This window comes from Streptomyces sp. NPDC096310 (assembly GCF_044763125.1).
In the GTDB taxonomy this organism is placed as follows: domain Bacteria; phylum Actinomycetota; class Actinomycetes; order Streptomycetales; family Streptomycetaceae; genus Streptomyces.
Map to the genome: position 1 here is coordinate 525,343 of NZ_JBIWFO010000001.1, position 21,620 is coordinate 546,962.

At 72.7% G+C, this 21,620-nt stretch carries 16 protein-coding genes and 3 pseudogenes; 12 read left to right on the forward strand and 7 right to left on the reverse strand.

The features are described from left to right. Positions 1-476: 476 nt before the first annotated feature. The 7 genes and pseudogenes from ACIQ7D_RS02015 to ACIQ7D_RS02045 form a co-directional block, all read left to right on the forward strand. Positions 477-746: pseudogene (locus ACIQ7D_RS02015) on the forward strand (ABC transporter substrate-binding protein); the annotation flags it as partial. Positions 747-761: 15 nt separating this feature from the next. Beyond that, positions 762-1,319: pseudogene (locus tag ACIQ7D_RS02020) on the forward strand (ABC transporter ATP-binding protein); the annotation flags it as partial. A 270-nt stretch (positions 1,320-1,589) separates the two neighbouring features. Beyond that, entirely contained in the window at positions 1,590-3,311 is a 1,722-nt protein-coding gene (locus ACIQ7D_RS02025) for a sensor histidine kinase (RefSeq protein WP_403932459.1), read from the forward strand. After that, positions 3,308-3,715 carry a roadblock/LC7 domain-containing protein gene (locus ACIQ7D_RS02030; RefSeq protein WP_385003854.1) on the forward strand — a complete coding sequence of 136 codons (408 nt, stop codon included), beginning with the start codon at positions 3,308-3,310 and terminating at the stop codon, positions 3,713-3,715. Before ACIQ7D_RS02025 ends, ACIQ7D_RS02030 begins: the two co-directional genes overlap by 4 nt. Beyond that, positions 3,712-4,086, forward strand: a complete 375-nt coding sequence (locus tag ACIQ7D_RS02035; RefSeq protein ID WP_403932462.1) for a DUF742 domain-containing protein — start codon at positions 3,712-3,714, stop codon at positions 4,084-4,086. The genes ACIQ7D_RS02030 and ACIQ7D_RS02035 overlap by 4 nt, the downstream gene beginning before the upstream one ends. Continuing rightward, a complete protein-coding gene (locus tag ACIQ7D_RS02040) occupies positions 4,067-4,681 on the forward strand; it encodes a GTP-binding protein (protein WP_403932465.1) in 615 nt (204 codons plus the stop codon). The genes ACIQ7D_RS02035 and ACIQ7D_RS02040 overlap by 20 nt, the downstream gene beginning before the upstream one ends. A 151-nt stretch (positions 4,682-4,832) precedes the next feature. Then, positions 4,833-6,464 (forward strand): cytochrome P450, encoded by a 1,632-nt coding sequence (locus ACIQ7D_RS02045; RefSeq protein ID WP_403932468.1) that lies wholly within the window; start codon positions 4,833-4,835, stop codon positions 6,462-6,464. 62 nt (positions 6,465-6,526) lie between these two features. Here ACIQ7D_RS02045 and ACIQ7D_RS02050 read toward each other — a convergent pair whose 3' ends face one another. The 4 genes from ACIQ7D_RS02050 to ACIQ7D_RS02065 form a co-directional block, all read right to left on the reverse strand. Next, the gene (locus tag ACIQ7D_RS02050; RefSeq protein ID WP_403932471.1) at positions 6,527-7,609 is read right to left on the reverse strand and encodes a hypothetical protein; all 1,083 of its coding nucleotides are present in this window, start codon (positions 7,607-7,609) and stop codon (positions 6,527-6,529) included. Between the two features lie 445 nt (positions 7,610-8,054). Beyond that, positions 8,055-9,293, reverse strand: coding sequence for an epoxide hydrolase family protein (locus tag ACIQ7D_RS02055; protein WP_403932473.1), 1,239 nt, complete (start codon positions 9,291-9,293; stop codon positions 8,055-8,057). Beyond that, positions 9,290-9,796, reverse strand: coding sequence for a hypothetical protein (locus ACIQ7D_RS02060; protein WP_403932475.1), 507 nt, complete (start codon positions 9,794-9,796; stop codon positions 9,290-9,292). The genes ACIQ7D_RS02055 and ACIQ7D_RS02060 overlap by 4 nt, the downstream gene beginning before the upstream one ends. 203 nt (positions 9,797-9,999) lie before the next feature. Next, positions 10,000-10,596, reverse strand: a complete 597-nt coding sequence (locus tag ACIQ7D_RS02065) for a TetR/AcrR family transcriptional regulator (RefSeq protein ID WP_403932478.1) — start codon at positions 10,594-10,596, stop codon at positions 10,000-10,002. Positions 10,597-10,907: 311 nt separating this feature from the next. Between ACIQ7D_RS02065 and ACIQ7D_RS02070 the strand changes: the two are divergent. From ACIQ7D_RS02070 to ACIQ7D_RS02085, 4 genes and pseudogenes are all read left to right on the forward strand, one after another. After that, positions 10,908-11,912 (forward strand): annotated as a pseudogene (locus ACIQ7D_RS02070) (DMT family transporter); the annotation flags it as partial. Between the two features lie 416 nt (positions 11,913-12,328). Continuing rightward, positions 12,329-13,363: an L-threonine 3-dehydrogenase gene (gene tdh / locus ACIQ7D_RS02075; protein WP_403932481.1), complete on the forward strand. Its 1,035-nt coding sequence runs from the start codon at positions 12,329-12,331 to the stop codon at positions 13,361-13,363. Between the two features lie 102 nt (positions 13,364-13,465). Then, a complete protein-coding gene (locus ACIQ7D_RS02080; protein ID WP_403932484.1) occupies positions 13,466-14,677 on the forward strand; it encodes a glycine C-acetyltransferase in 1,212 nt (403 codons plus the stop codon). An 80-nt stretch (positions 14,678-14,757) separates the two neighbouring features. Further along, on the forward strand, positions 14,758-15,672 hold the full coding sequence (locus ACIQ7D_RS02085; RefSeq protein WP_403932487.1) for a LysR substrate-binding domain-containing protein: 915 nt from the start codon (positions 14,758-14,760) through the stop codon (positions 15,670-15,672). Between the two features lie 44 nt (positions 15,673-15,716). On the opposite strand, the gene ACIQ7D_RS02090 is transcribed toward ACIQ7D_RS02085, so the two are convergent. Together ACIQ7D_RS02090 and xylB are read right to left on the reverse strand one after the other, a co-directional pair. Continuing rightward, positions 15,717-16,934, reverse strand: coding sequence for a hypothetical protein (locus ACIQ7D_RS02090; protein WP_403932490.1), 1,218 nt, complete (start codon positions 16,932-16,934; stop codon positions 15,717-15,719). Between the two features lie 186 nt (positions 16,935-17,120). After that, positions 17,121-18,596 carry a xylulokinase gene (gene xylB, locus ACIQ7D_RS02095; protein ID WP_403932493.1) on the reverse strand — a complete coding sequence of 492 codons (1,476 nt, stop codon included), beginning with the start codon at positions 18,594-18,596 and terminating at the stop codon, positions 17,121-17,123. 224 nt (positions 18,597-18,820) lie between these two features. Here xylB and xylA point away from each other — a divergent pair, with 224 nt between their 5' ends. Continuing rightward, positions 18,821-19,990: a xylose isomerase gene (gene xylA, locus ACIQ7D_RS02100; protein ID WP_403932496.1), complete on the forward strand. Its 1,170-nt coding sequence runs from the start codon at positions 18,821-18,823 to the stop codon at positions 19,988-19,990. Between the two features lie 62 nt (positions 19,991-20,052). Here xylA and ACIQ7D_RS02105 read toward each other — a convergent pair whose 3' ends face one another. Further along, on the reverse strand, positions 20,053-21,429 hold the full coding sequence (locus ACIQ7D_RS02105; protein ID WP_403932499.1) for an ROK family protein: 1,377 nt from the start codon (positions 21,427-21,429) through the stop codon (positions 20,053-20,055). Between the last annotated feature and the right edge of the window lie 191 nt (positions 21,430-21,620).

Below are 21,620 nucleotides of genomic sequence, written 5' to 3' on the forward strand. Positions count from 1 at the left end.
CGCTGATCCGCGTACGTCCGGCCGATCGGCGTACGTCTGTGCGTGACGCGCACGCTAGGAGCCGGGTCCGAGGGCTGTCAACAACGCCTCACAGGCCATCGCCGTTCTCGCCGCACAAGCTCAACTCCCTTCCCCTGCACGGGATATGAGGGCGACGCGCACCGTTGACCCGTAGCAGTGGCTGCCCCTGTGTTCCCGCTGGAAAATGCTGTGCGGGCTGCGCACGGTCCGCGACAAGCGCCGTCCCGACAAAGGGGGTTCATGCGTCGACTGGCCATCGCGTCCATCACCGCCGCGTTCCTGGTCACCACGACGGCCTGTGGCGGATCCGGTTCGGGAGGGCCGGGGGTGCGGGTGACGGGGCGTCGGGTGGTACGACCCGGGTCAAGGTCGGGATCAATCCCATCGTGGATGTCGCACCCCTGTATCTGGGGGAGAAGAAGGGCTTCTACGCCTCGTGGTGACTCGATCTCGCCATGGTGACCGCCCAGGGCGGCGCGGCGATCGTGCCCGCCGTGATCGGCGGGCAGGTCCAGTTCGGCTTCTCCAACATGACCACCCTGATGATCGCCCAGGTCAACCGCGTCCCCGTGAAGGCCGTGGCCAACGGCCTCGCGACCACCGGTGAGCAGGGCGCCGACTTCGCGGGTCTCGCCGTGCCGAAGGGCAGCCCGATCACATCCGCCAAGGAGCTCGCGGGCAGGAAGGTCGCGATCAACACACTGAAGAACATCGGCGACACATCCGTACGCGAGTCGGTGCGCAAGGCGGGCGGCGACCCGGCCGAGGTCGACTTCGTCCCCTGGACGCGGGTGGGCGAGAACGTCGAACTCCCGCTGCGCCGACGGAAGTCGCTCGACCGCGGGCGGCGCGCCGAACTGGTCGCGGACGCCCTCGCCGCCGTCGGCCTGGCCGGCACGGACAGCGCCTGTCCCTGGCAGCTCTCCGGCGGTACGCAGCAGCGGGTGGCCATCGCCCGCGCCCTGGCGTACGGGCCCGAAGTGCCGCTGATGGACGAGCCGTTCGCCGCCGTCGACGCCCTGACCCGCGCCGAGCTGGAGGACCTGGTCCGCGGGCTCTGGCGCGAGCGCGGCATGACGATCCTTTTCGCCACCCACGACATCGACGAGGCCGTCTAACCGGGGGAGCGGGTGCTGATCCTCTCCGCCTCGCCCACCGTCGTACGGGAACAGATGAGGATCGACCTGCCCGGGGAGCGGGACCAGCTCCGTACCCGGGCCGCCCCGCGCTTCGCGGAGCTGCGCACCCGGGTGTACGAGCAGATCCAGCTCGCCAGGCGCGGCGACCCGGCGCCCTGACGGGACCCGGCGCCGACGGGTCCGGCCGGGTGTTCGGCGGACGCACGGGCGTCGTCACCCTTTGTGCTGTCAGGCAATCACAGCGTATAAACCGGCGAAGTCTATGCCCCGTGGGGCGCCTGTGCATGAGGTTGCGCGAATACGCCGAAGTGCCGATCCGGCCGGGCTAGGCTCTCGCGTTACGCGCTGAGTTGATACGTAATCAGGCACTTGTTCCCAGGTTCCTTGATTGTTCGAAAATCGACCTGAATCGACCGCCAGAGGGCTTACATGGTTCGTCTTGAAGTACCACCCAAGGAACAGGCACCACCCAAGGAACAAGCGTCACCGGGATTCCGCGCGCTGCTCCTCCCCGTGCTCCTCGCCGCCGCCGTGACCACCCTCGCGGTGGTCCTCGTCGAGGACGCCGCTCGGATACCGCTCGCGCTGTACGGAGCGGGGGCCCTGGTCGTCATCGGATGGTGCGTACGGGAGTTGGCGCGCCGCCGCCGGGCGGTCGGCGTGCTCCACGAGCGCTACGCGTACCGGATCTCCCTGCTGGAGTCCCGCCTCGCACAGCACGACGAGGAGAGCGTGCGGCTCGGCAAGGAGCTGATGCCCGCCGCCGTGTACCGGCTCCGCCAGGGCGAATCACCCGACGAGGTGATCCGCGCCGTGGTCGACGGCGACGACCGTTACCGCGAACTGCCCGCCGCGCAGCGTTCCTTGCTCAAGTCCCTCCTCCAGATCGTCGACGACGAGGAGGCCATGCGCGAGTCCGCGCAGCGCTCCTTCGTCAACATCGCCCGCCGCGTCCAGGCCCTGGTGCACCAACAGGCCAGCGAGCTGCGGGAAATGGAGAACGCACACGGCCGCAACCCCGAGGTCTTCGACGATCTGCTGCGCATCGACCACGGCACCGCGCTGATCGGCCGGCTCGCCGACTCCATCACCGTACTCGGCAAGGCCCGCCCCGGGCGCCAATGGCCCAAGCCCGTACCGCTGTTCAGTGTGTTGCGCGGGGCGATGTCGCGGATCCTGGAGTACCAGCGCGTCGACCTGCACTCGATCGCGCAGGTGGCGATCGTCGGCACCGCCGTCGAACCGCTCATCCACGCCTGCGCCGAACTCCTCGACAACGCCACCCGTTACTCGCCTCCGCAGACCCGCGTCCATGTCACCGCCGTCGAGGTGCAGACGGGGATCGCCATCGAGATCGAGGACGGCGGCGTCAGCCTCAGCGAGGAGGCGCGGGCCCGCGCCGAGAGCATGCTCGCGCGCGCCCAGGCCGGTATCGACCTCAACGACCTCGGCGACACGCCCCGGCTCGGCATGGCCGTGGTCGGGCGGCTCTGCCAGATGTACCACCTCCAGGTCTCGCTGCGGCAGTCGGCGTACGGCGGCGTCCGCGCCGTGCTGATCGTGCCGCGCTCCATCGTGACCACCGGGCCCGCGCCCGGTATCGCCCACGGCATCGGCGCCTCGGCGCTGCCCCGGGGCACCACGTCGGACCTGCCCACGACCGATGTACTGCGCCCCGCCAACCGGGTGCCGCGGCCGGCCACCGGACCCCAGCGCCCGGCCCCGGTCGCGGTGGGGGAGGACGACGTACCGGTGGTGACGGAGTGGACGGAGAACGGACTGCCGCAGCGGCGCAGCCGCGGGCGCGCCCCTCTGGGCTCGCACAACCTCGGGCTCCACTCCGCCGGACACGGGGGCACCGGCCTGCCGTACGGCACGGCGAACGGGGGCGTGAACGGGGGTGCGAACGGCTCCGCGGGCGGCCGGGCCCACGGCCCGGCATACGGCAACGGCGCCGGGGCCGGCGCACCGGCCGGGGCCCACGCCCGTACGCCGGAAGGGAAACCAGGACCCGGTATCTGGCTCGAAGCCTTCACGAAAGCGGTCAACGGCACCCCCGGGGAGCCAACGGCCGGGACAGAGGACCCGCCGGGCCGGACCGGCGAGCACGGCGAATCCGACGATGTACGGGGCAAGGGAGATCTGAAGTGATCCAGCAGCGGGCGAACATGGACTGGATGCTCAAGGAACTCGCCGACGGGGTACCGCAGATCCAGCAGATCGTGGTGCTCTCCGCCGACGGACTCCGGATCGCCCGGCACGGCGGCGACCCGGACGTCGCCGACCGGCTCGCGGCGGCCTGCGCCGGGCTCCAGAGCCTGGCCGCCGCCGTCGCCGCCGAGATCCCGCTGAGCGACGGCCGGATGCGGCTCGTCGTCATCGAGGTCGGGGGCGGCTTCTTCTACCTGATGGAGGCCGGCACGGGCGCCTATCTCGCGGTCCTCGCCGACGACACGGTGGACGCGGGACTGGTCGGCGCCCGGATGCGCGACATGGTCGTCCGGATCGGCGCCCATCTCACCAGTCCGCCACGCCATGACGGGCAGGCCGGATGACCCCGCCTCCCCGACGCGAACGCCGCGCGCCCGAAGCGGACGTGGAAGACCCGGAACGGCTCTACGTGATCACCGGTGGCCCGGACGGCGCCGTACGGGCCCCGCTCGACCTGGTCACCATGATCGTGGCACAGGAAGAACCGTCACCGACGGTCCAGCCGGAACAGGCCGCCATCCTGCGGCTCTGCCACCGGCCGCTCTCCGTGGCCGAGATCTCCGCGTATCTCAGCCTCCCCTTCAGCGTGGTGACCGCGCTGCTGACCGAACTCCTCGCGACCGAGCTGGTCGAATCGCGCGCGCCCATCGTCCGCGCCGCGCTTCCCGACCGGTCCCTTCTCGAAGCGGTGATGCATGGACTCCAGAAACTCTGACACGATCACCGGCCCCAGGACCGAGGACATCCTGCCCACCACCGCCACCTCGGCGGTGAAGATCGTGATCGTGGGCGGGTTCGGGGTGGGCAAGACGACGATGGTCGGCTCCGTCAGCGAGATCAGGCCCCTCACCACCGAGGAGACCATGACCCAGGCCGGGGTGGGGGTGGACGACAACCGCGGGGTGGAGAGCAAGACCGCCACCACCGTCGCCATGGACTTCGGCCGGATCAGCATCACCGAACACCTGGTGCTCTACCTCTTCGGCACCCCCGGCCAGGAACGCTTCTGGTTCCTGTGGAACGGCCTCTTCGAGGGCGCCCTGGGCGCGGTGGTCCTCGTCGACACCCGCCGCCTCGAAGTCAGCTTCGACGTGATCGGACGCCTGGAGGAGCGCGGCGTACCGTTCGTCGTCGCCGTCAACACCTTTCCGGACGCGCCGCACCACCCCGTCGAGGCCCTGCGCGCCGCGCTCGACCTGCCCGACGAGGTGCCGATGGTCGACTGCGACGCGCGGCTGCGGGCGTCGAGCCGCGATGTGCTGCTGACGCTGATGAGCTATCTGCACCAGCTCTCCGCGCCACCCGGCTGAGCGGCCACCGGGCGGAGCCGCCGCCCGTACGGGCTGCCGCACTCCCGGTCGCCGCCGTGCGGCGCCGGGGCCGGCGCGGGCACCCTTCCCGTGCGGCCCCGGCCCGCCCCGTACATTCCCTTTCCTTCCCGACACCCTCCCTGGAGCGACCGTGACCTCCCCGTTTCCCCATCGACCCGGGCCGGACGGCCATGGAGCGCCGCCTCCCGGCTGCCCCGCCCACGGCCTGCACACCGGCGGCCTGCCCGGCACCGGCCTGCCCCCCGGGCGCGTGAACGGCGCGGGCCCCGGAGCGGGCAGCGGTCCCGTCCCGGCCGGACCGGCGCCCGCCGGGCTGCGCCGGCTGTACGGGCCCGAGGCCGAGAACGACCCGATGGGCCTGTACGAGAAACTGCGCGCCGAACACGGATCAGTGGCGCCCGTACTTCTGCACGGCGACGTCCCCGCCTGGCTCGTCCTCGGCCACAGCGAGAACCTGCACATGACACGGACACCGTCGCAGTTCTCCCGCGACTCCCGCCGCTGGCGCGCGCTGCACGACGGCAGCGCGCCGCCCGACCACCCCCTGGCGCCGATCTTCACCTGGCAGCCCATCTGCGTCTTCGCCGACGGCGCCGACCACGAGCGGCTGCGGGGCGCGGTCACCGACTCGATCGCGCGCATCGACCACCGGGGCGTACGCCGCTACATCAACCGCTACAGCAACCGGCTGGTCAACGAGTTCTGCCAGGCCGGGCGGGCCGATCTCGTCAGCAGCTTCGCCGAGCACCTGCCCATGATGGTGATGGCGCAGATCATCGGCATGCCGGAGGAGTACAACGAACGGCTGGTCCAGGCCGCCCGCGACATGATCAAGGGCACCGCCACCGCCAACGAGAGCAACGCGTATGTGATGGCCGCCCTGACCCGGCTGGTCAAGCGGCGCCGTATCGCCCCGGAGGAGGACTTCGCGACCTGGCTCACCCAGCATCCGGCGGGGCTGACGGACGACGAGGTGAGCCAGCATCTGCGGCTGGTGCTCATCGCCGCGTACGAGACCACCGCCAACCTGATCGCCAACGCGCTGCGCATGGTGCTCACCGACCCCCGGTTCCGCGCCCAGTTGAGCGGCGGCCACATGACGCTGCCGGAGGCCGTCGAACAGACCCTGTGGGACGAGCCGCCGTTCACCACGATCTTCGGCCGCTGGGCGGTCGGCGACACCGAACTCGGCGGACAGCAGATCAAGGCGGGTGACGCGCTGGTCGTCGGGATCGCGGCGGCCAACGTGGATCCGGTGGTACGGCCCGACCTCAACGCGTCCATGCAGGGCAACCGCGCGCATCTCGCGTTCAGCGGCGGCCCGCACGAATGCCCGGGACAGGACATCGGACGCGCCATCGCCGACACCGGGATCGACGCGCTGCTGCTGCGCCTGCCGGATCTGCAACTCGCGGTGGAGGAGCACGAACTGCGCTGGAGCGCGGCCCTGATGTCCCGTCAGTTGCTGGGACTGCCGGTCACGTTCGCGCCCCGGCCGCCCCAGGACGTCACCGGACCGCCCAACGCGATCTCCCCCGTCCCGCGCCCACGGTGGCAGGTCGAATCGCCCTCGCCCGGCACCGTACCGACCGCGGCATACGTCCCGGTGGCGGCGGTGCCACCGGCCGCCGGGGACGGCGTCCCGGACGGGGGAGCGGAGCCGGTGGTACCTGGCCCGGTCCCGGTACCGGAGCAGCGCTCGGGCAGCAGCGCACCCCGGCGGGCGTGGCGGGCCGTGGCCGGCTGGTGGCGCGGGTACTGACAGGAGGCGTACGGGCAGGAGGCGTGCGGGAGGAGGCGTACGGACGGGAGGACGGGAGTGGGTCAGCGCGCCGGGGCGAGCTGGTCCCACCACCAGGCGATCGTCGGGACGGGAAGCGGCTCCAGGCTGTTGTCGGCGGGCTGCTGCTTCCACCATCCGCCGGGCGGGGTACGCGGACCCGACGACGCGGTGTAACGGGGGCAGCGCGAGGCCCAGTCGAGATGGCCCCGGACGAACTGGCCGAGCCCCCGTACATAGCGGCGCAGACCGTCGTCCGCCTCGTCCATGACCTGGGCGGACAGCCGCTCGAAGAGCACCATCACCCGGTCCCGCATCGCCACGACCCGGACGAGGGCGCGCTGTGCGTCGCACCCCTGTTCCTGGCACACCACATCGATCAGATTGAGGTCGTCGTCCGCCCGCTCCAGCTCCTTGTTGCGGGAGTAGAGGTCGTTGTCCCAGCTCACCAGCGTCCAGGTGATCTCCGTGAGGGCCCGTACGCGCGGATCCTGGAGGTCCTCGTCGGAGACCGAGAAGCCGCCGACGATCTCGATCATGGCGGTGGACGGCGCCATCCCGATGGCCCGCATCCACAGCGTGACGTAGTCGTCGACGGAGGGCAGCCGGGCGTCGAGCCGCCAGGACGCCTCCCACGCCAGCCCCGAGGTGTAGACACGCATCGCCTCGACCACCCGGCGGAGCTGGCGGGGAGAGGCGTACGGTTCCAGCTCCTGCCGGATGCGGCGCAGCGCCGCGGTGTGCGGCGAGTCGTCGGCCGAACGCGCCTCCGGCGCCTCCATGGCGCGCATGATGCGTGAGGTCTCCCGGGCCAGCAGATCCGCCGTCGCCCCCGACTCGTCGCAGACCCCGTCGTCCAGGGAGAAGAGGACGGCGTGCAACTTGGCCATGAGGGCGAGGGGTTCGAGCCGTCCGTACGGCATCGTCGACGCGGCCAGACCGCCGAAATCGCACAGTGCGAGACGTTTGAGCTGCCGTTCGTCGTGGTCGAGCCGTTGCCCGCGCATCCACCGTACGGTCCGGTCGTTGAGGGTGTCACCGGAGCGGTGTCTGGCGGGCGGAACCGGGCAGTAGAACGGCACCGCCGGAAGCTGCTGAGCCAGGCGCTGTTCCGAGACACAGGTCACGATCGGCCTCCAGTTGCGGGGACGGGCGTAGTGCGGCGCGCTGACAAGGCGCGATGGCGTGGGGACGAGGCCTAGTGGAGCGTATCTGGCCATGTCGGATCGTCAACAGCCGCGCATATGGCTGCCGTCTGGCCGGAATTGACTGATTGTGAGCTGTCCTGATCAAGCTGGTACGGGTTCCGTCAGCACACCGGGAGACCGTCGTACGCCCCCCTGGTACGGACTTCCCCGCGCGGCCGTGCGCCGTCATCCGCCTCCTCGCCACGCCCCGGCCGAAGCCCGTGACGGGGCTCCCGGCGGCGTTTTCGTCACGGCCCGTGTGCGGACCGTGCGAAATCGACCCTTCTCCGGATCGCTGACACTACGTCAATTGGTGGTCAAGTGAGCAGACGAACGCACTCGATCCGTCTCAGCGATATCCTCGTCCGCCGGCCCTGACCGGGGATCAGGGCCCCGTGCGGAAGCGGCGGAAGAAGGCCCGGACGTCGTCGACGAAGAGGCCGGGCTGCTCCAGGGCGGCGAAGTGGCCGCCGCGGTCGAACTCCGTCCAGTGGGCGACGGGATGGTCCCGCTCGGCGAGTCGCCGGACCGGGCGCGCGAGATCGCCGCCGAAGACCGCGACACCGATCGGTGTGGGGTACGGCTGGGGCACAGAACCGGAAGGGGCACTCGTGTGGGGGGACCGGGCGTGTTCCCAGTACAGCCGCGCGGACGAACTCGCCGTACGGGTCAGCCAGTAGAGCATCACATTGGTCAGCAGCCGGTCGCGCCCCACCGCGTCCTCCGGTGCCCCCGCCGAGTCCGTCCACTCGCCGAACTTCTCCACGATCCAGGCGAGTTGGCCGACGGGCGAGTCGGTGAGCGCGTATCCGAGGGTCTGTGGCCGGCTGCTCTGGAGCGCCGCGTACCCCGCCATCTCGGTGTACGCGGCGGCCGTACGGCGCAGCCGCTCCCGGTCGTCGTCGCCGAGCGCGGCGGTCACGGCCGGATCCTCGGGCGGTGGGGTCAGCAGGGTGTTGACGTGGACGCCGACCACATGGGCGGCGTCCACCCGGCCCAGTTCGAGGGTGATCGCATGGCCCCAGTCGCCGCCCTGCGCGCCGTAGCGGTCATGGCCGAGCCGCCGCATCAGCTCCGCCCATGCCCTCGCGACACGGCGTACGTCCCAGCCGGGGCCGGTGGTCGGACCGGACAGCCCGTAGCCGGGGAGGGAGGGGATCACGAGATCGAACGCGTCGCCCCCGGCAGGCGCCGGAGGGTCAGTCAGGGGCCCGATCACATCGAGGAACTCGACCACCGAGCCGGGCCAGCCATGGGTGAGCAGCAGCGGCAGCGCGCCGGGCCGGGGCGAGCGGATGTGCAGGAAGTGCACGGTGGCGCCGTCGATCTCCGTGGTGAACTGCGGGAAGCCGTTCAGCTCGGCCTCCTGGGCGCGCCAGTCGTAGCCGTCGGCCCAGTACGCGGTCAGCTCCTGGAGGTAGCCGAGCGGCACGCCCTGCGACCATCCGTCGCCGGTGGCCGCGGCGGGCCAGCGGGTCGCCGCCAGCCGGGCGGAGAGCTCGTCCAGCTCCCGCTGCGGTACGGCGAGGGTGAAGGGGGTGAGCGCGCCGGAGGCGGCTGAGGGGGGAGAGACAGAGGAGGAAGGGGAGACGGGAGAGGGAGGGGAGTCGGGGGAGACGTTCATGGGCGGTCCCTGTCGTCGTACCGGACGGCGTTCCCGGGGACGGCCGGGACATCGGCGCGGTCGCTGTCGGTGGGGGCGTCGTCAGGACCGCCCGCCAGGGCCCGCGCGGCCGCCATCTCCGTATCGTCCCAGCCGATCGCGCCGGTCCGCATCCGCGCGCCGCCCTGCTCGTCGATCCAGCGGTGGTGCGCCTCCCAGGCGGCCTGCTTGCTGGTGCCCAGGGCCGACCCGATCCGGGACCAGGACGCGCCGGCGCGGCGCGCCGACCGTACGGAGAGCTGCCGGCCGTACGCCGCCTTGCGGGCGATCAGCTCGCCCAGGGCCAGCAGCTCCAGCGTCTCGTCGCGGCTCAGCGGGGTGGCCCCGGGATCGGGGAGCGCGCCGTCCGGGCCGTCGTCGTCCTCGCCGGGGGCGGCCAGCGACTCGCGGGTGCGCAGCTCGTCGTAGCGTGCGACGGCGGTGCGCAGGGTGAAGCGGCTCTCCAGCTCGTCGGGGGTGGACATGGGCCGAGTCTTCCGTCAGGGCAGCTTGACGTCAAGGCTCCTTGACGAACCTCCGGCTCCGCACACGACATCCGCGCCCGGCCCGGACATGACGGTGGGCCCCTCCCGGAGAAGGAGCCCACCGTCATGTGGTGCGCCGCTCCCGTCCCCACGGTGCGGCGCGGACGGACCGTCGTCATCCGCTCGGGACGACGGTCCGCCGGTCAGGGGTTCGCGCCGGTCCGCAGATCGAGCGCGGGAAAGACCGCGGCCTCCAGGAACCGCGTGAGATACGCCTCGTCCGCGAGTTGTCCGTCCATCGTCTTCCGCGCGCGCATCACACCGATGAGCTGGACGGCCACGAACTCGATGGCGGGGTTGTCCGCGGCCAGCTCGCCCCGGGCCACGGCACGCTCCACCATGGCCCCGATGGCCGTGATCTCCGGTTCGATGAGTGTTTCCCGTAGGGCCAGCAGTAGCTCCGGGTGCTGGAAAGCGGCATGGCCGAGCGCGTGCAGCAGCGCGGTGTCGCGTCCCGCGCCGAGCGCCGCCACCCGGACCGCCGCCCTCAAGTCCCCTTCCAGCCCACCGGTGTCGACATCCGCGAGCAGGGCGCACCGGGTGCCGCGCAGCGCGGCGGCGACGAACCGCGGCTTCGTACGCCACTGCCGGTAGAGCGTGGACTTGCCGCAGCGGGAGCGGGCGGCGACGCCCTCCATCGTCAGCGCGTCGTAGCCGCTCTCCCTGAGCAGGTCGAGAGCCGCCTCGTACAACTCCAGCTCCCGTTCCGGGGTGATCTTGGAGCGGCGCTGTGGCGTCATCGTCTCTCCTCGGCTCTCGCGCTCACGTATCGATACGTCAGTGTACCGATACGCCAGTGTACCGAAACGAATCCGTTTCGGTACACTGGCGTATCGATAGGGCGTGGTGCAGACCGCGCCGCCGTACCAGCACGTCGCCGCAGGGCGCCGTGTCGTCCATCCAAAGGGGGTCGGGTGCACCTCAACACCCGCACTGGGCCCGCCGAACGGAAGCAGAACCCTTCCGCCCGACCGCCCCTCGCAGCAGAGCCGTCGCTCGTAGGAGAGCTGCCGCTCGTCACCATCCGGCTTCCGGAACCGGCGGCGGTCCGATGAGCGCCGCGATGACGGTCGCGGTGGCGCTCTCCCTGCTCTCCGCCGTCGCCTACGCCTGCGCCGCCGTCGCGCAGGAACGCCTCGCCGCCCGTACGGAACAGGGCGTTCCGCTCCTCACCCTGCTGCGCCGGGGCGCCTGGTGGTCGGCCGTCGGGCTCAACGCGACCGGCGCACTGCTGCATGTCGTGGCGCTGACGTACGGCCCGCTCACGGTCGTCCAGCCGCTGGGCGCGCTCACGCTCGTCGCCGCCGTACCGCTGGGCGCCCGCCGCGCCGGGCGCCAGGTCAGCAGGGGCGAGTGGCGCGGTACGGCGCTCACGCTGGCCGGACTCGCGATCATCCTGCTGACGGCCGCGGGGGCCGCTCCCGAGCGGACGCTCACCCTGCCGCAGGCGCTCGGTGTCGCGGGCGTCGCGATGGCCCTGGTCGCGCTGCTGACCAGGCCGGGAGCCCGGCCGGGACTGCGCCACGCGGCGGCGTCCGGGATCATCTCGGGCGTCGCCTCCGCCCTCACCCAGACGGTCACGGTCGCCGCCACGGAGCGCGACGAGGCCACCGGCGCGCTGCCGCTCTGGCAGGTGGGAGCCGTGGCGCTGGTCGTCGCGGCCTTCGCCTCGGGCGGCCTGCTGCTCTCGCAGACGGCCTACCGCGGCGGTCTGGGCGCCCCGCTCGCGGTGCTGACGCTGGCCAACCCGGTCGCCGCGTCCGTCATAGGTCTGGCGCTGCTGGGCGAAGGGCTCCAGGGCGGCACCTGGGGCATCGCCGCCGCGCTCGTGGGCGCCGTGGTCGCGGGACGGGGCGTGGTCCTGCTGACGCGCACGGCGGCGGAGGTGGCACGGACGGCGGATCCGACGGCCGCGAAAGCGCCGACGGGCGGATTCGCGGCGGACGGGGCAGTGGCCGGAGAAGCATTGGCCGGAGAGGCAGCGGTGAGCGAGCCAACGGTGAGCGAGGCAACGGCGGGTGCGCCGTCGGCGCGGAAGCCCGCCCCGGCCGCCCCCGCCCGTACGTACCGCGCCCCCGCACTCCGCGACGGACCCCGCCGCCCGCGCCGGGCCGGCGCCACCCGGTCGGCCGTGTCCCGGCGCGCGGTCTGGCCCGTACCCCCGGCCGCGCCCGTGCGCCCCGAGCCGTACGCCGCGCTCGCCCCCGTACCGGCGGATACGGAAGGGGCGGGGGCCACCGGGCGCGTACCACGCCAACGGCGGCTTCTGCGGCGCTCCCGGAGCGCCGCGTGAAGCCGGTGTGAAGCTGCGCTGTGGGGCCGCTTAAGAAATCCTCGATGGACCGGAACGGTCGGGGTCGGCACATTGGAGTCGATCACCGCACGACGTTCACCGCACGACGATCGCATCAGATCGGCCACCGCGCGGTGACCACCGTTCTTCAGCACCATCACCTCCGGGAGCCGCGCCCCATGAAGGCACTTGTGAAACAGAAGGCCGAGCCGGGGCTGTGGCTCATGGACGTGCCCGAGCCGGAGACCGGCGACGGCGACGTGCTGATCAAGGTGGCCCGTACCGGCATCTGCGGCACCGATCTGCACATCCGCTCCTGGGACGGTTGGGCCCGGGGGGCCGTCACGACGCCCCGGGTCCTCGGCCACGAGTTCGTCGGTGAGGTCGTCGCCGTCGGCTCCGCCGTCCGGGAGGTCGCCGTCGGCGACCTCGTCAGCGGCGAGGGCCACCTCGTCTGCGGCACATGCCGCAACTGTCTCGCGGGCCGCCGCCACCTCTGCCGCAGCACGGTCGGTCTCGGCGTCGGCCGGGACGGCGCGTTCGCGCAGTACGTCGCGCTGCCCGCCTCGAACGTCTGGGTCCACCGCTCCGACGTCGACCTCGACATCGCGGCGATCTTCGACCCGTTCGGCAACGCCGTGCACACCGCGCTCTCCTTCCCGCTCGTCGGCGAGGACGTGCTGATCACCGGCGCGGGACCGATCGGGATCATGGCCGCCGCCGTCGCCCGGCACGCCGGGGCGCGCCATGTCGCCATCACCGACGTCAGCCCCTACCGACTGGAACTGGCCCGCAAGGCCGGCGCCACCCTCGCCCTCGACGTCTCCGTGCCGGGCAGCGGCATCGCCGAGGCACAGCGCCGGCTCGGCCTCAAGGAGGGCTTCGACATCGGCCTGGAGATGTCGGGCCGCCCCGAGGCACTGCGCGACATGGTCGACAACATGACCCACGGCGGCCGGATCGCCATGCTCGGCCTGCCCGCCGACGAGTTCGCGATCGACTGGTCGAAGATCGTCACCTCGATGATCACGATCAAGGGCATCTACGGCCGCGAGATGTTCGAGACCTGGTACGCGATGACCGTTCTCCTCGAAGGCGGCCTCGACCTCACCCCCGTCATCACCGGCAGCTACGGATACCAGGACTTCGAGGCCGCGTTCGACGAGGCCGCGACCGCCCGCAGCGGCAAGATCATCCTCGACTGGACCGGCTGAGCCCGGCCCCCACCACCTCCGCGGCGCCCGGCCCCCTCCCGAAGGACCGGCCGGCCCCGCGGCCCGCCCCGCAGAAGCCCACAGAACGCACAGGGAGCCCCCATGTACGGGTCCGTCCGGGACGAACTGTCCGCCACCCTCGACGAGATCCGCGCCGCCGGTCTCTTCAAGCCCGAGCGCGTGATCTCCACTCCGCAGAGCGCCTCCGTCGCCGTCGCGGCGGGCGGCGCGCCCGGCGACGTACTCAACTTCTGCGCCAACAACTACCTCGGCCTCGCCGACCACCCCGAGGTCGTCACCGCCGCCAAGGACGCGCTCGACCGCTGGGGCTACGGCATGGCCTCCGTACGGTTCATCTGCGGCACCCAGGAGATCCACAAGGAGCTGGAGCGCCGGCTGTCCGCGTTCCTCGGCCAGGAGGACACGATCCTCTACTCCTCCTGCTTCGACGCCAACGGCGGCGTCTTCGAGACCCTGCTCGGCCCGGAGGACGCCGTCATCTCCGACGCCCTCAACCACGCCAGCATCATCGACGGCATCCGGCTCTCCAAGGCCCGCCGTCTGCGCTACGCCAACCGTGACCTCGCCGAGCTGGAGACCCGGCTCAAGGAGGCGCAGGACGCCCGGCGCCGGCTGATCGTCACGGACGGCGTGTTCTCCATGGACGGATACGTCGCCCCGCTCGCCGAGATCTGCGACCTCGCCGACCGCTACGACGCGCTGGTCATGGTCGACGACTCGCACGCCGTGGGCTTCGTCGGCCCCGGTGGCCGCGGCACGCCCGAACTGCACGGGGTGCTTGACCGGGTCGACATCCTCACCGGGACCCTCGGCAAGGCGCTCGGCGGCGCGTCCGGTGGCTATGTCGCCGCGCGCGCCGAGATCGTCGCACTGCTGCGCCAGCGCTCCCGCCCCTACCTCTTCTCGAACTCCCTCGCCCCGGTCATCGCCGCCGCCTCCCTCAAGGTGCTCGACCTGCTGGAGAGCGCCGGTGAGCTGCGGGAGCGGCTGAACGCCAACACCCGGCTCTTCCGTACGAGGATGACCGAGGCCGGGTTCGAGATCCTGCCCGGCGACCACGCCATCGCCCCGGTCATGATCGGTGACGCGGCCGCGGCGGGCCGGATGGCGGAACTGCTGCTGGAGCGCGGCGTGTACGTGATCGGCTTCTCGTACCCCGTGGTGCCCATGGACCGCGCCCGGATCAGGGTGCAGCTCTCCGCCGCGCACTCCACCGAGGACGTGGAGCGGGCGGTCCGGGCGTTCACCGCCGCGCGGGACGTCATGAAGGACGAGGGAGTGTTTCGAAAGTAGCGCCGTCCGCCCGTAGGGCGGGGCCGGGCGCGGGGCGGGACGGTCCGGTGGTGCACGGGCGACCTGGCAGGATGGCGCGGGTGATCGACCCCCGCCGGCTGCGCGTCCTGCGGGCCGTCGCGGAGCACCGTACGGTGACCGCCGCGGCCGCCGCGCTCTACCTGACCCCCTCGGCCGTCTCCCAGCAGCTCGCCGCGCTGGAGCAGGAGACCGGCCACGCCCTGCTGACCCGTAGCGGCCGGGGCGTCCGGCTGACCGCCGCCGGGGAGATCCTGCTCGCCCACGCGCACCAGGTCCTCGCCCAGCTCGAACGTGCCGAGGCGGAGCTGGCCGCGTACGCGGGCGGTACGGCCGGTGAGGTCACGGTCGCCGCGTTCGCCACCGGCATCGCGGAGGTCCTGGCCCCGGCCCTGCGGCAGCTCGCCGGGGAACACCCCGGCATCCGGGTGCGGGTACGGGACGCCGAGGGCGACGAGAGTCTGCCGCTGGTGCTCGACGGCGAGGCGGACGTGGCCGTCGCGGTCGAGTACCGGGGCGCCCCGCGCGAGGACGACCTGCGGCTCTCCCGGGTGGCGCTGTACGCGGAGCCCTTCGACGCGGTGCTGCCCGCCGCCCATCCGCTGGGTCTCGGCGCGGAGGTCACGCTCGACGGGCTGGCCGACAGCGACTGGATCGGCCCCTACCCCGGCAACCCCTGCCATGACGTCATACAGCTCGCCTGCGAACTGGCCGGCTTCCAGCCCCGTCTGGCGCACTCCTCGGACGACTTCCGCGCGGTGGTCGCGCTGGCGGGCGCGGGCGCCGGGGTGGCCCTCGTGCCGCGCTCGGCACTGCGCGGGATGGAGCTGAAGGGCACGGTCGTCCGCCCGGTGGTGGGCCCGGCCGCGACCCGCCGCGTCTTCGCCGCCGTACGCCGGGGCGCGGAGGACCATCCGCTGATCCGGCCGGTCCTGGCGGCGCTGTCGCTGGCGGCGGCCGGGGTGACGACGGGCTGAGAGCCTGTCGAGGACACCCGGCGGGCCCCGCGGGCCCGTGGGGCTCAGCCGAGCAGGATCAGCAGGAGCACCAGGACGGTCAGCGCGCCCGCCGTGGCTACCGAGGCGCGCAGCAGCAACAGCCGGGACGGCACCCGGGTCACCGTGAGACCACGCTCGCCGGGGAGCACGTAGAAGACCCAGTTCGGCTGGTTCATCAGCTTCAGCCGGGTCAGCCGCAGGCTCAGGACGCTCACCTCCCGCGCGATCTCCCTGGGCTCGCGGGCGAGATGGCCTTCGAGGGAGCGGTGGTGGATCCGGTCGACGCCGTCCGGTACCGCGAACGCATCGCTCCCCGCTGCGGTCAGTTCGCTCCAGCCGGCCGTAGGCCGGTCGAGTCGGTGACGGACCGGGCGGGGCCAGCTCCGCCTCGGCAGCGCCAGGGTGGTGACGGACGTCCTGCGCCGGATGACCCCCCGGATCCAGCGGACGATGCTGCCCTTGCCGCCGCACTGCTTGTGCTCGATACGGCGGGAGCCGTCGCACTCCTCGCACCGGACGACATTGCTGCCGCCGCACGTGGCGCAGGCGACGACGCCCCGCCCCTTGCAGCGGGCACAGGCCGCGTCCGTGCGGCGGCAGCGGGCACAGGTGGTCCTGGGCGGCGCTTCGGACTCGCGGGGCCGCGCCGCGGTGTCCGCCGGGGGCTTCCCGCCCGTCGCGGGCTTCCCGGCGCCCGGGCGCCCCGCCGGGGCCTCGCGGCGCGGCGCGTCCGGGCAGTGGGTGCACGAGCCGACCCCGAGGCAGTCCGGGCAGACCACCGTCTCCGGATCGGGGCACGGGTGCTTGCCGCGGCCCTGACAGCCGGGGCAGGTGATACGGCCGTTGTCGCAGCTACAGATGGTCTCCTTGTCGGAGCCCTCGCGCACCAGCTCCAGCGTCAGCGTCTCGTGGGCGTCCTTCGGCGGCGCGAGGACATAGCCGCGCACATCGTCCTGGTAGCGAGGGCGGCCGGAGAGATCGAGCGGCCCGTGGTGCTCGGCGTCGTCCTGCTCGCGGGTCTCGACGCACCGGACCGTCCGGGCGCGCAGGAGCTGATGGCGTTCGATCTTCCGTATGCGCTCGGCCAGTTCACGGTGCGGATGGCGCGTCCCGCGGTTGCCGCCGCCATACGCGAGGACGGCTTCGAGGAGCGCTTCCTCGGACGGTTCCCCGTCGGAGCGCGGCTCGGCGCCGAACGCCGTCTTCTCGTACGGCTCTTCACCGGACGGTGCGTCGGACATGGCCGGTTCCCCTCCCCCGACGCGGGCCGCGCCCGCACAGAGCGCAGCGTAGAGGGGCGGCTGACACCCCCTCAAGTGGCGCGCGGCAGCGTGCGGGGGCGCTCGTCAGCGCGTGCAGGGGCGCGTACCGGCCGTCGTGCCGTGGCGTACGGCCGGCCGTACCGTGGGACGCGGGCCGCTCGCAGGTCAGGCCAGCAGGCTCGGCGCCGCCTTGTCCAGCACCGCGCCCACCCGCTCCCAGGTCTCCATGTCCCGCTCCACCGGCTCCAGTTCGGTGCCCTCACCGGCCTGCCACGCCGTCGCCACCGCCACCGGGTCCTCGCCCGTCGCCGCGCCGGCGGCGAGCGCCGCCGCGCCGAGGGCGACGAGTTCGCCGCCCGTCGGCACGATCAGCGGCCGGCCCGAGAGGCGCCGTACGGTCTCCACCCACATCCGGCCCCGCGCGCCGCCGCCCACCAGCCGCATCGGGCGGCCCGCCACCTCCGGGTCCGCCGGATCGAGCCCGCACGCGCGCGACACCTCGTCCAGGGCGCGCAGGACGGTGACGACCGCGCCCTCGTACGCGGCGCCCAGGAGCTGCTGCGCCGTGGTGTCGTGGCGCAACCCCGTCAGCAGTCCGGACGCGGCCGGCAGATCAGGGGTGCGCTCCCCGTCGAGATACGGCAGCACCACCGCCTCACCGCCCGGCGCCGCGTCCTCCCGGTCGAGCCGGAGCAGCGCGGCCACCTTGTCCACGGCCAGCGTGCAGTTGAGGGTGCAGGCCAGCGGCAGATACGTACCGTCGGCCGCGGCGAACCCCGCGAGCGCGGCGGACGCCGGGCGGGTACGGGTGGCGGCGAAGACGGTGCCCGAGGTGCCCAGGGAGAGCACCGGGTGGTCGAGCAGCCCGGCGCCGCCCAGGCCCAGACCGACGGCCGCGCTCATGTTGTCGCCGGTGCCCGCGGCGACCGCGACCCCGGCGGGCAGGCCGAGTTCGGCCGCCGCCCCGGCCGTCAGCGAGCCGACCCGGGTGGCCCCGGTGGCCGCGACGGCGGGCAGCAGCGTGGGGTCGAGACCGAGGAGCGCGAGCAGTTCCTCGTCGTAGCCGCCGGTCGCCGTCGAGTACCAGCAGGTCCCCGAGGCGTCGCCCGGGTCCGTCGCCGCGACCCCCGACAGCCGTTCGGTGAGGAAGTCGTGGGGGAGCCTGACGGCCGCGGCGGCCCGGGCGACGGCGGCGTCGTTCTCCCGCAGCCACTGCCACTTCGAGGCCGTCATCGAGGCCACCGGCACCGAACCCGTACGCGACGTCCAGGCGTCGGGGCCGCCGAGCGCCTCGGTGAGCGCGGCGGCCTGCGGGGCCGAGCGGGTGTCGTTCCACAGCAGCGCCGGACGCAGCGGCCGGCCCCCGCGGTCCAGCACCACCAGTCCGTGCTGCTGTCCGGCGACCGCGATACCGGTCACGGCCGAGGGCGCGATACCGGACTCCTTCAGTCCGGCGGCCACCGCCTCACGCAGGGCGTCCCACCAGATCTCCGGGTCGCTCTCCCTGGCCCCGCCCTCGCCGGTCACCCGGTGCGGGGCGCGGCCCACGGCGAGCAGCCGGCCGGTGGCGGCGTCGGTGAAGGCCGCTTTCGTGGACTGCGTGGAGCTGTCCACGCCGATCACGACCGGGCTCTGCGACATGGGCGTACCTCTTCCGAGCAGCGGTTTTGGACGTTGGAAGAACAAATTACGCGATGGGGCGGCGCACGGGAACCGTCCCGCCGATCATCGCTCCCGGCGGGGAGTCGGCCGGGATGCGGCGTGGGGGTTCTCCGCGCGGCGACCGGCATGCATTATTAGTCATGTCAGGAAACAAAAAGGTTTCGGCGCGCGCCGGGACCTGAGGTATCGAAGGCGGCCAGAGAATGACGGAACGCTTCACCCCCACCCCTGAGGACAAGTTCAGCTTCGGTCTCTGGACGGTGGGCTGGCAGGGCAGGGACCCCTTCGGGGACGCGACGCGCCCGGCCCTCGACCCCGTCGAGTCCGTACAGCGCCTCGCCGATCTCGGCGCGTACGGCGTGACGTTCCACGACGACGACCTGATCCCGTTCGGCTCCTCCGACACCGAACGCGAGTCGCACATCAAGCGCTTCCGTCAGGCCCTGGACGCGACCGGCATCGTCACCTCCATGGTCACCACCAACCTCTTCACCCACCCCGTCTTCAAGGACGGCGCCTTCACCGCCAACGACCGCGACGTCCGCCGCTACGCGCTGCGCAAGACACTGCGCAACATCGACCTCGCCGCCGAACTGGGGGCCAGGACCTTTGTGGCGTGGGGCGGGCGCGAGGGCGCGGAGTCGGGCGGCGCCAAGGACGTACGGGCCGCGCTCGACCGGATGAAGGAGGCCTTCGACCTCTTCGGCGCGTATGTCACCGAGCAGGGGTACGACCTGCGCTTCGCCATCGAGCCCAAGCCGAACGAGCCGCGCGGCGACATCCTGCTGCCCACCGTCGGCCATGCCCTGGCCTTCATCGAACAGCTGGAGCGCCCCGAGCTGTTCGGGGTCAACCCGGAGGTCGGCCACGAGCAGATGGCCGGGCTGAACTTCCCGCACTCCATCGCCCAGGCCCTGTGGGCGGACAAGCTCTACCACATCGACCTCAACGGCCAGAACGGCATCAAGTACGACCAGGACCTGCGCTTCGGCGCCGGCGATCTGCGCGCCGCCTTCTGGCTGGTGGACCTGCTGGAGAGCGCGGGCTGGGACGGCAGCAGGCACTTCGACTTCAAGCCGCCGCGTACCGAGGACTTCGACGGGGTGTGGGCCTCCGCCGCCGGGTGCATGCGCAACTACCTGATCCTCAAGGAGCGGGCCGCCGCCTTCCGCGCCGACCCGCTGGTCCAGGAGGCGCTGCGCGCCTCGCGCGTGGACGAGCTGGCGCAGCCCTCCGCCGCCGACGGGGTGGCCGGGCTGCTGGCGGACCGTGCCGCGTACGAGGAGTTCGACGTCGAGGCCGCCGCGGCGCGCGGGATGGCGTTCGAGCACCTGGACCAGCTCGCGATGGACCACCTGCTCGGGGTCCGCTGACCCCACGGCAGACCCGCCACGCGCACGCCGGACGGATCCCTTCCCGGATCCCGTCCGGCGTGTCAGCCGTTCCCGGGGGCGTGGCCGGCCGAGGCGGCCTCGTCGTCCGCGCCGCTCCCGCTCCCGTCGCTCCGGGCCCCGTCCCCGGCTCCGGCTGCGGACCCGTCCCCGGTCCCGGCCGCGGGCCCGTCCCCGTCGCTCCCGGCCTCGTCCCGCCGTACGTACGCCACCGGGTCGGCCAGCACCGCCCGTACCACCAGCGCCGCCCCGCCGCGCGCCGCGTCCCCCGCCGAGGAGGACGCGCGCAGCCGCCCGCTGCCGCGCGGCCACAGGCCCGACACCACCCGGGCCGTCAGCTCCCGGTCCGCTGCGGGCGACAGCCAGGGCATCAGCTCCCGGTAGATCCCGCCGAGCACGACCGCGTCCGGGTCGAGGAGGTTCACCGCCCCCGACAGCACCCGGCCCAGCATCGTCCCGGCCCGCTCGATCGCCGCCAGGGCCGCCGTGTCGCCCCGGCGCGCCCGGCGCTCCAGCTCCGCCACGCCAGGCACCCCGGCGTCCTCGTCGATGCCCGCCGCCCGCAGCAGCGCCGACTGGCCCGCGTACTGCTCCAGGCACCCCCGGGCGCCGCACCGGCAGAGCGGTCCGTCCGCGTCGGCGACCACATGGCCGATCTCCCCGGCGAACCCATGGGCCCCGCGCAGGAGTTCACCGTCCAGCACCAGCGCCCCGCCGACGCCGATCTCGCCGGTCAGATAGAGGAACGTACGGAGTCCTCCCGGGCCGCCGAACCACAGCTCGGCCAGCGCCGCGAGATTGGCCTCGTTCTCCGAACGCACCGGCAGCTCCGGCGCCGTGGGGCGCAGCCGGGCCAGGGCACGCGCGAACAGCGCCTGCGCGGGCACCCGGTTCCAGCCGAGGTTCGGCGCTTGGCGCACCGTGCCCCCCGACACCAGCCCCGGCAGGGCGAGTTGGACCCCCACCGGGTGCAACCCCTGTTCGGCCGCGGACTCCAGGGTGCGCGCGGCGATCCGGGCGCCCCGGGCCAGTACCTCGGCGGGCTCCGTGCCGCGGTTGTCGAGGTGTTCGGTCAGCCGCACCCGGTCGGTGCCGGACAGATCGACCACGCACACCGACACATAGTCGATATTGATCTCCACGCCGATCCCGGCGGGTCCCGAACGCGTCACCTTCAGTACGGTGCCGGGCCGTCCGGCCTGCCCGCTGAAGGTCTTGCCGGACTCGGAGAGGTATCCGCTCTCCATCAACTGCTCGACCAGGGAGGAGACCGCCGCCCGGGTCAGCCCGACGCGCGCCGCCACCCCGGCCCTGGTCGTCTCGCCCTCGTCCCGTACCGCCCGCAGCACAAGACTCAGATTGTGGCGGCGCACCGATTCCTTGTCGGCCTTGGGGCCGAGGGGGGTGTGGTTGGTGTTCATCTCACGGATGAGCCTATGTGATCGGAAACGGCCGGAAGGGGCCACTCGGCAAGCAGGATTTCTCATTCCGCCTGATGGTGTGATTAATGACTAATTAATCTTGACGAGGTCGCGGTGCCCCGTCAGGCTGGGGCCGCCGAACGAGGAGCAGCCACGTGACCACGCACGCCCCCGACCAGACCCCGCCCGAC

Bases quoted from the DNA above. Each gene is read 5' to 3' on its own strand.
- ACIQ7D_RS02025 (WP_403932459.1), top strand. From the start codon at position 1,590: ATGGTTCGTCTTGAAGTACCACCCAAGGAACAGGCACCACCCAAGGAA.
- ACIQ7D_RS02035 (WP_403932462.1), top strand. From the start codon at position 3,712: ATGACCCCGCCTCCCCGACGCGAACGCCGCGCGCCCGAAGCGGACGTG.
- ACIQ7D_RS02040 (WP_403932465.1), top strand. From the start codon at position 4,067: ATGGACTCCAGAAACTCTGACACGATCACCGGCCCCAGGACCGAGGAC.
- ACIQ7D_RS02055 (WP_403932473.1), bottom strand. From the start codon at position 9,293: ATGAACGTCTCCCCCGACTCCCCTCCCTCTCCCGTCTCCCCTTCCTCC.
- ACIQ7D_RS02060 (WP_403932475.1), bottom strand. From the start codon at position 9,796: ATGTCCACCCCCGACGAGCTGGAGAGCCGCTTCACCCTGCGCACCGCC.
- ACIQ7D_RS02065 (WP_403932478.1), bottom strand. From the start codon at position 10,596: ATGACGCCACAGCGCCGCTCCAAGATCACCCCGGAACGGGAGCTGGAG.
- tdh (WP_403932481.1), top strand. From the start codon at position 12,329: ATGAAGGCACTTGTGAAACAGAAGGCCGAGCCGGGGCTGTGGCTCATG.
- ACIQ7D_RS02080 (WP_403932484.1), top strand. From the start codon at position 13,466: ATGTACGGGTCCGTCCGGGACGAACTGTCCGCCACCCTCGACGAGATC.
- ACIQ7D_RS02090 (WP_403932490.1), bottom strand. From the start codon at position 16,934: ATGTCCGACGCACCGTCCGGTGAAGAGCCGTACGAGAAGACGGCGTTC.
- xylB (WP_403932493.1), bottom strand. From the start codon at position 18,596: ATGTCGCAGAGCCCGGTCGTGATCGGCGTGGACAGCTCCACGCAGTCC.
- xylA (WP_403932496.1), top strand. From the start codon at position 18,821: ATGACGGAACGCTTCACCCCCACCCCTGAGGACAAGTTCAGCTTCGGT.
- ACIQ7D_RS02105 (WP_403932499.1), bottom strand. From the start codon at position 21,429: ATGAACACCAACCACACCCCCCTCGGCCCCAAGGCCGACAAGGAATCG.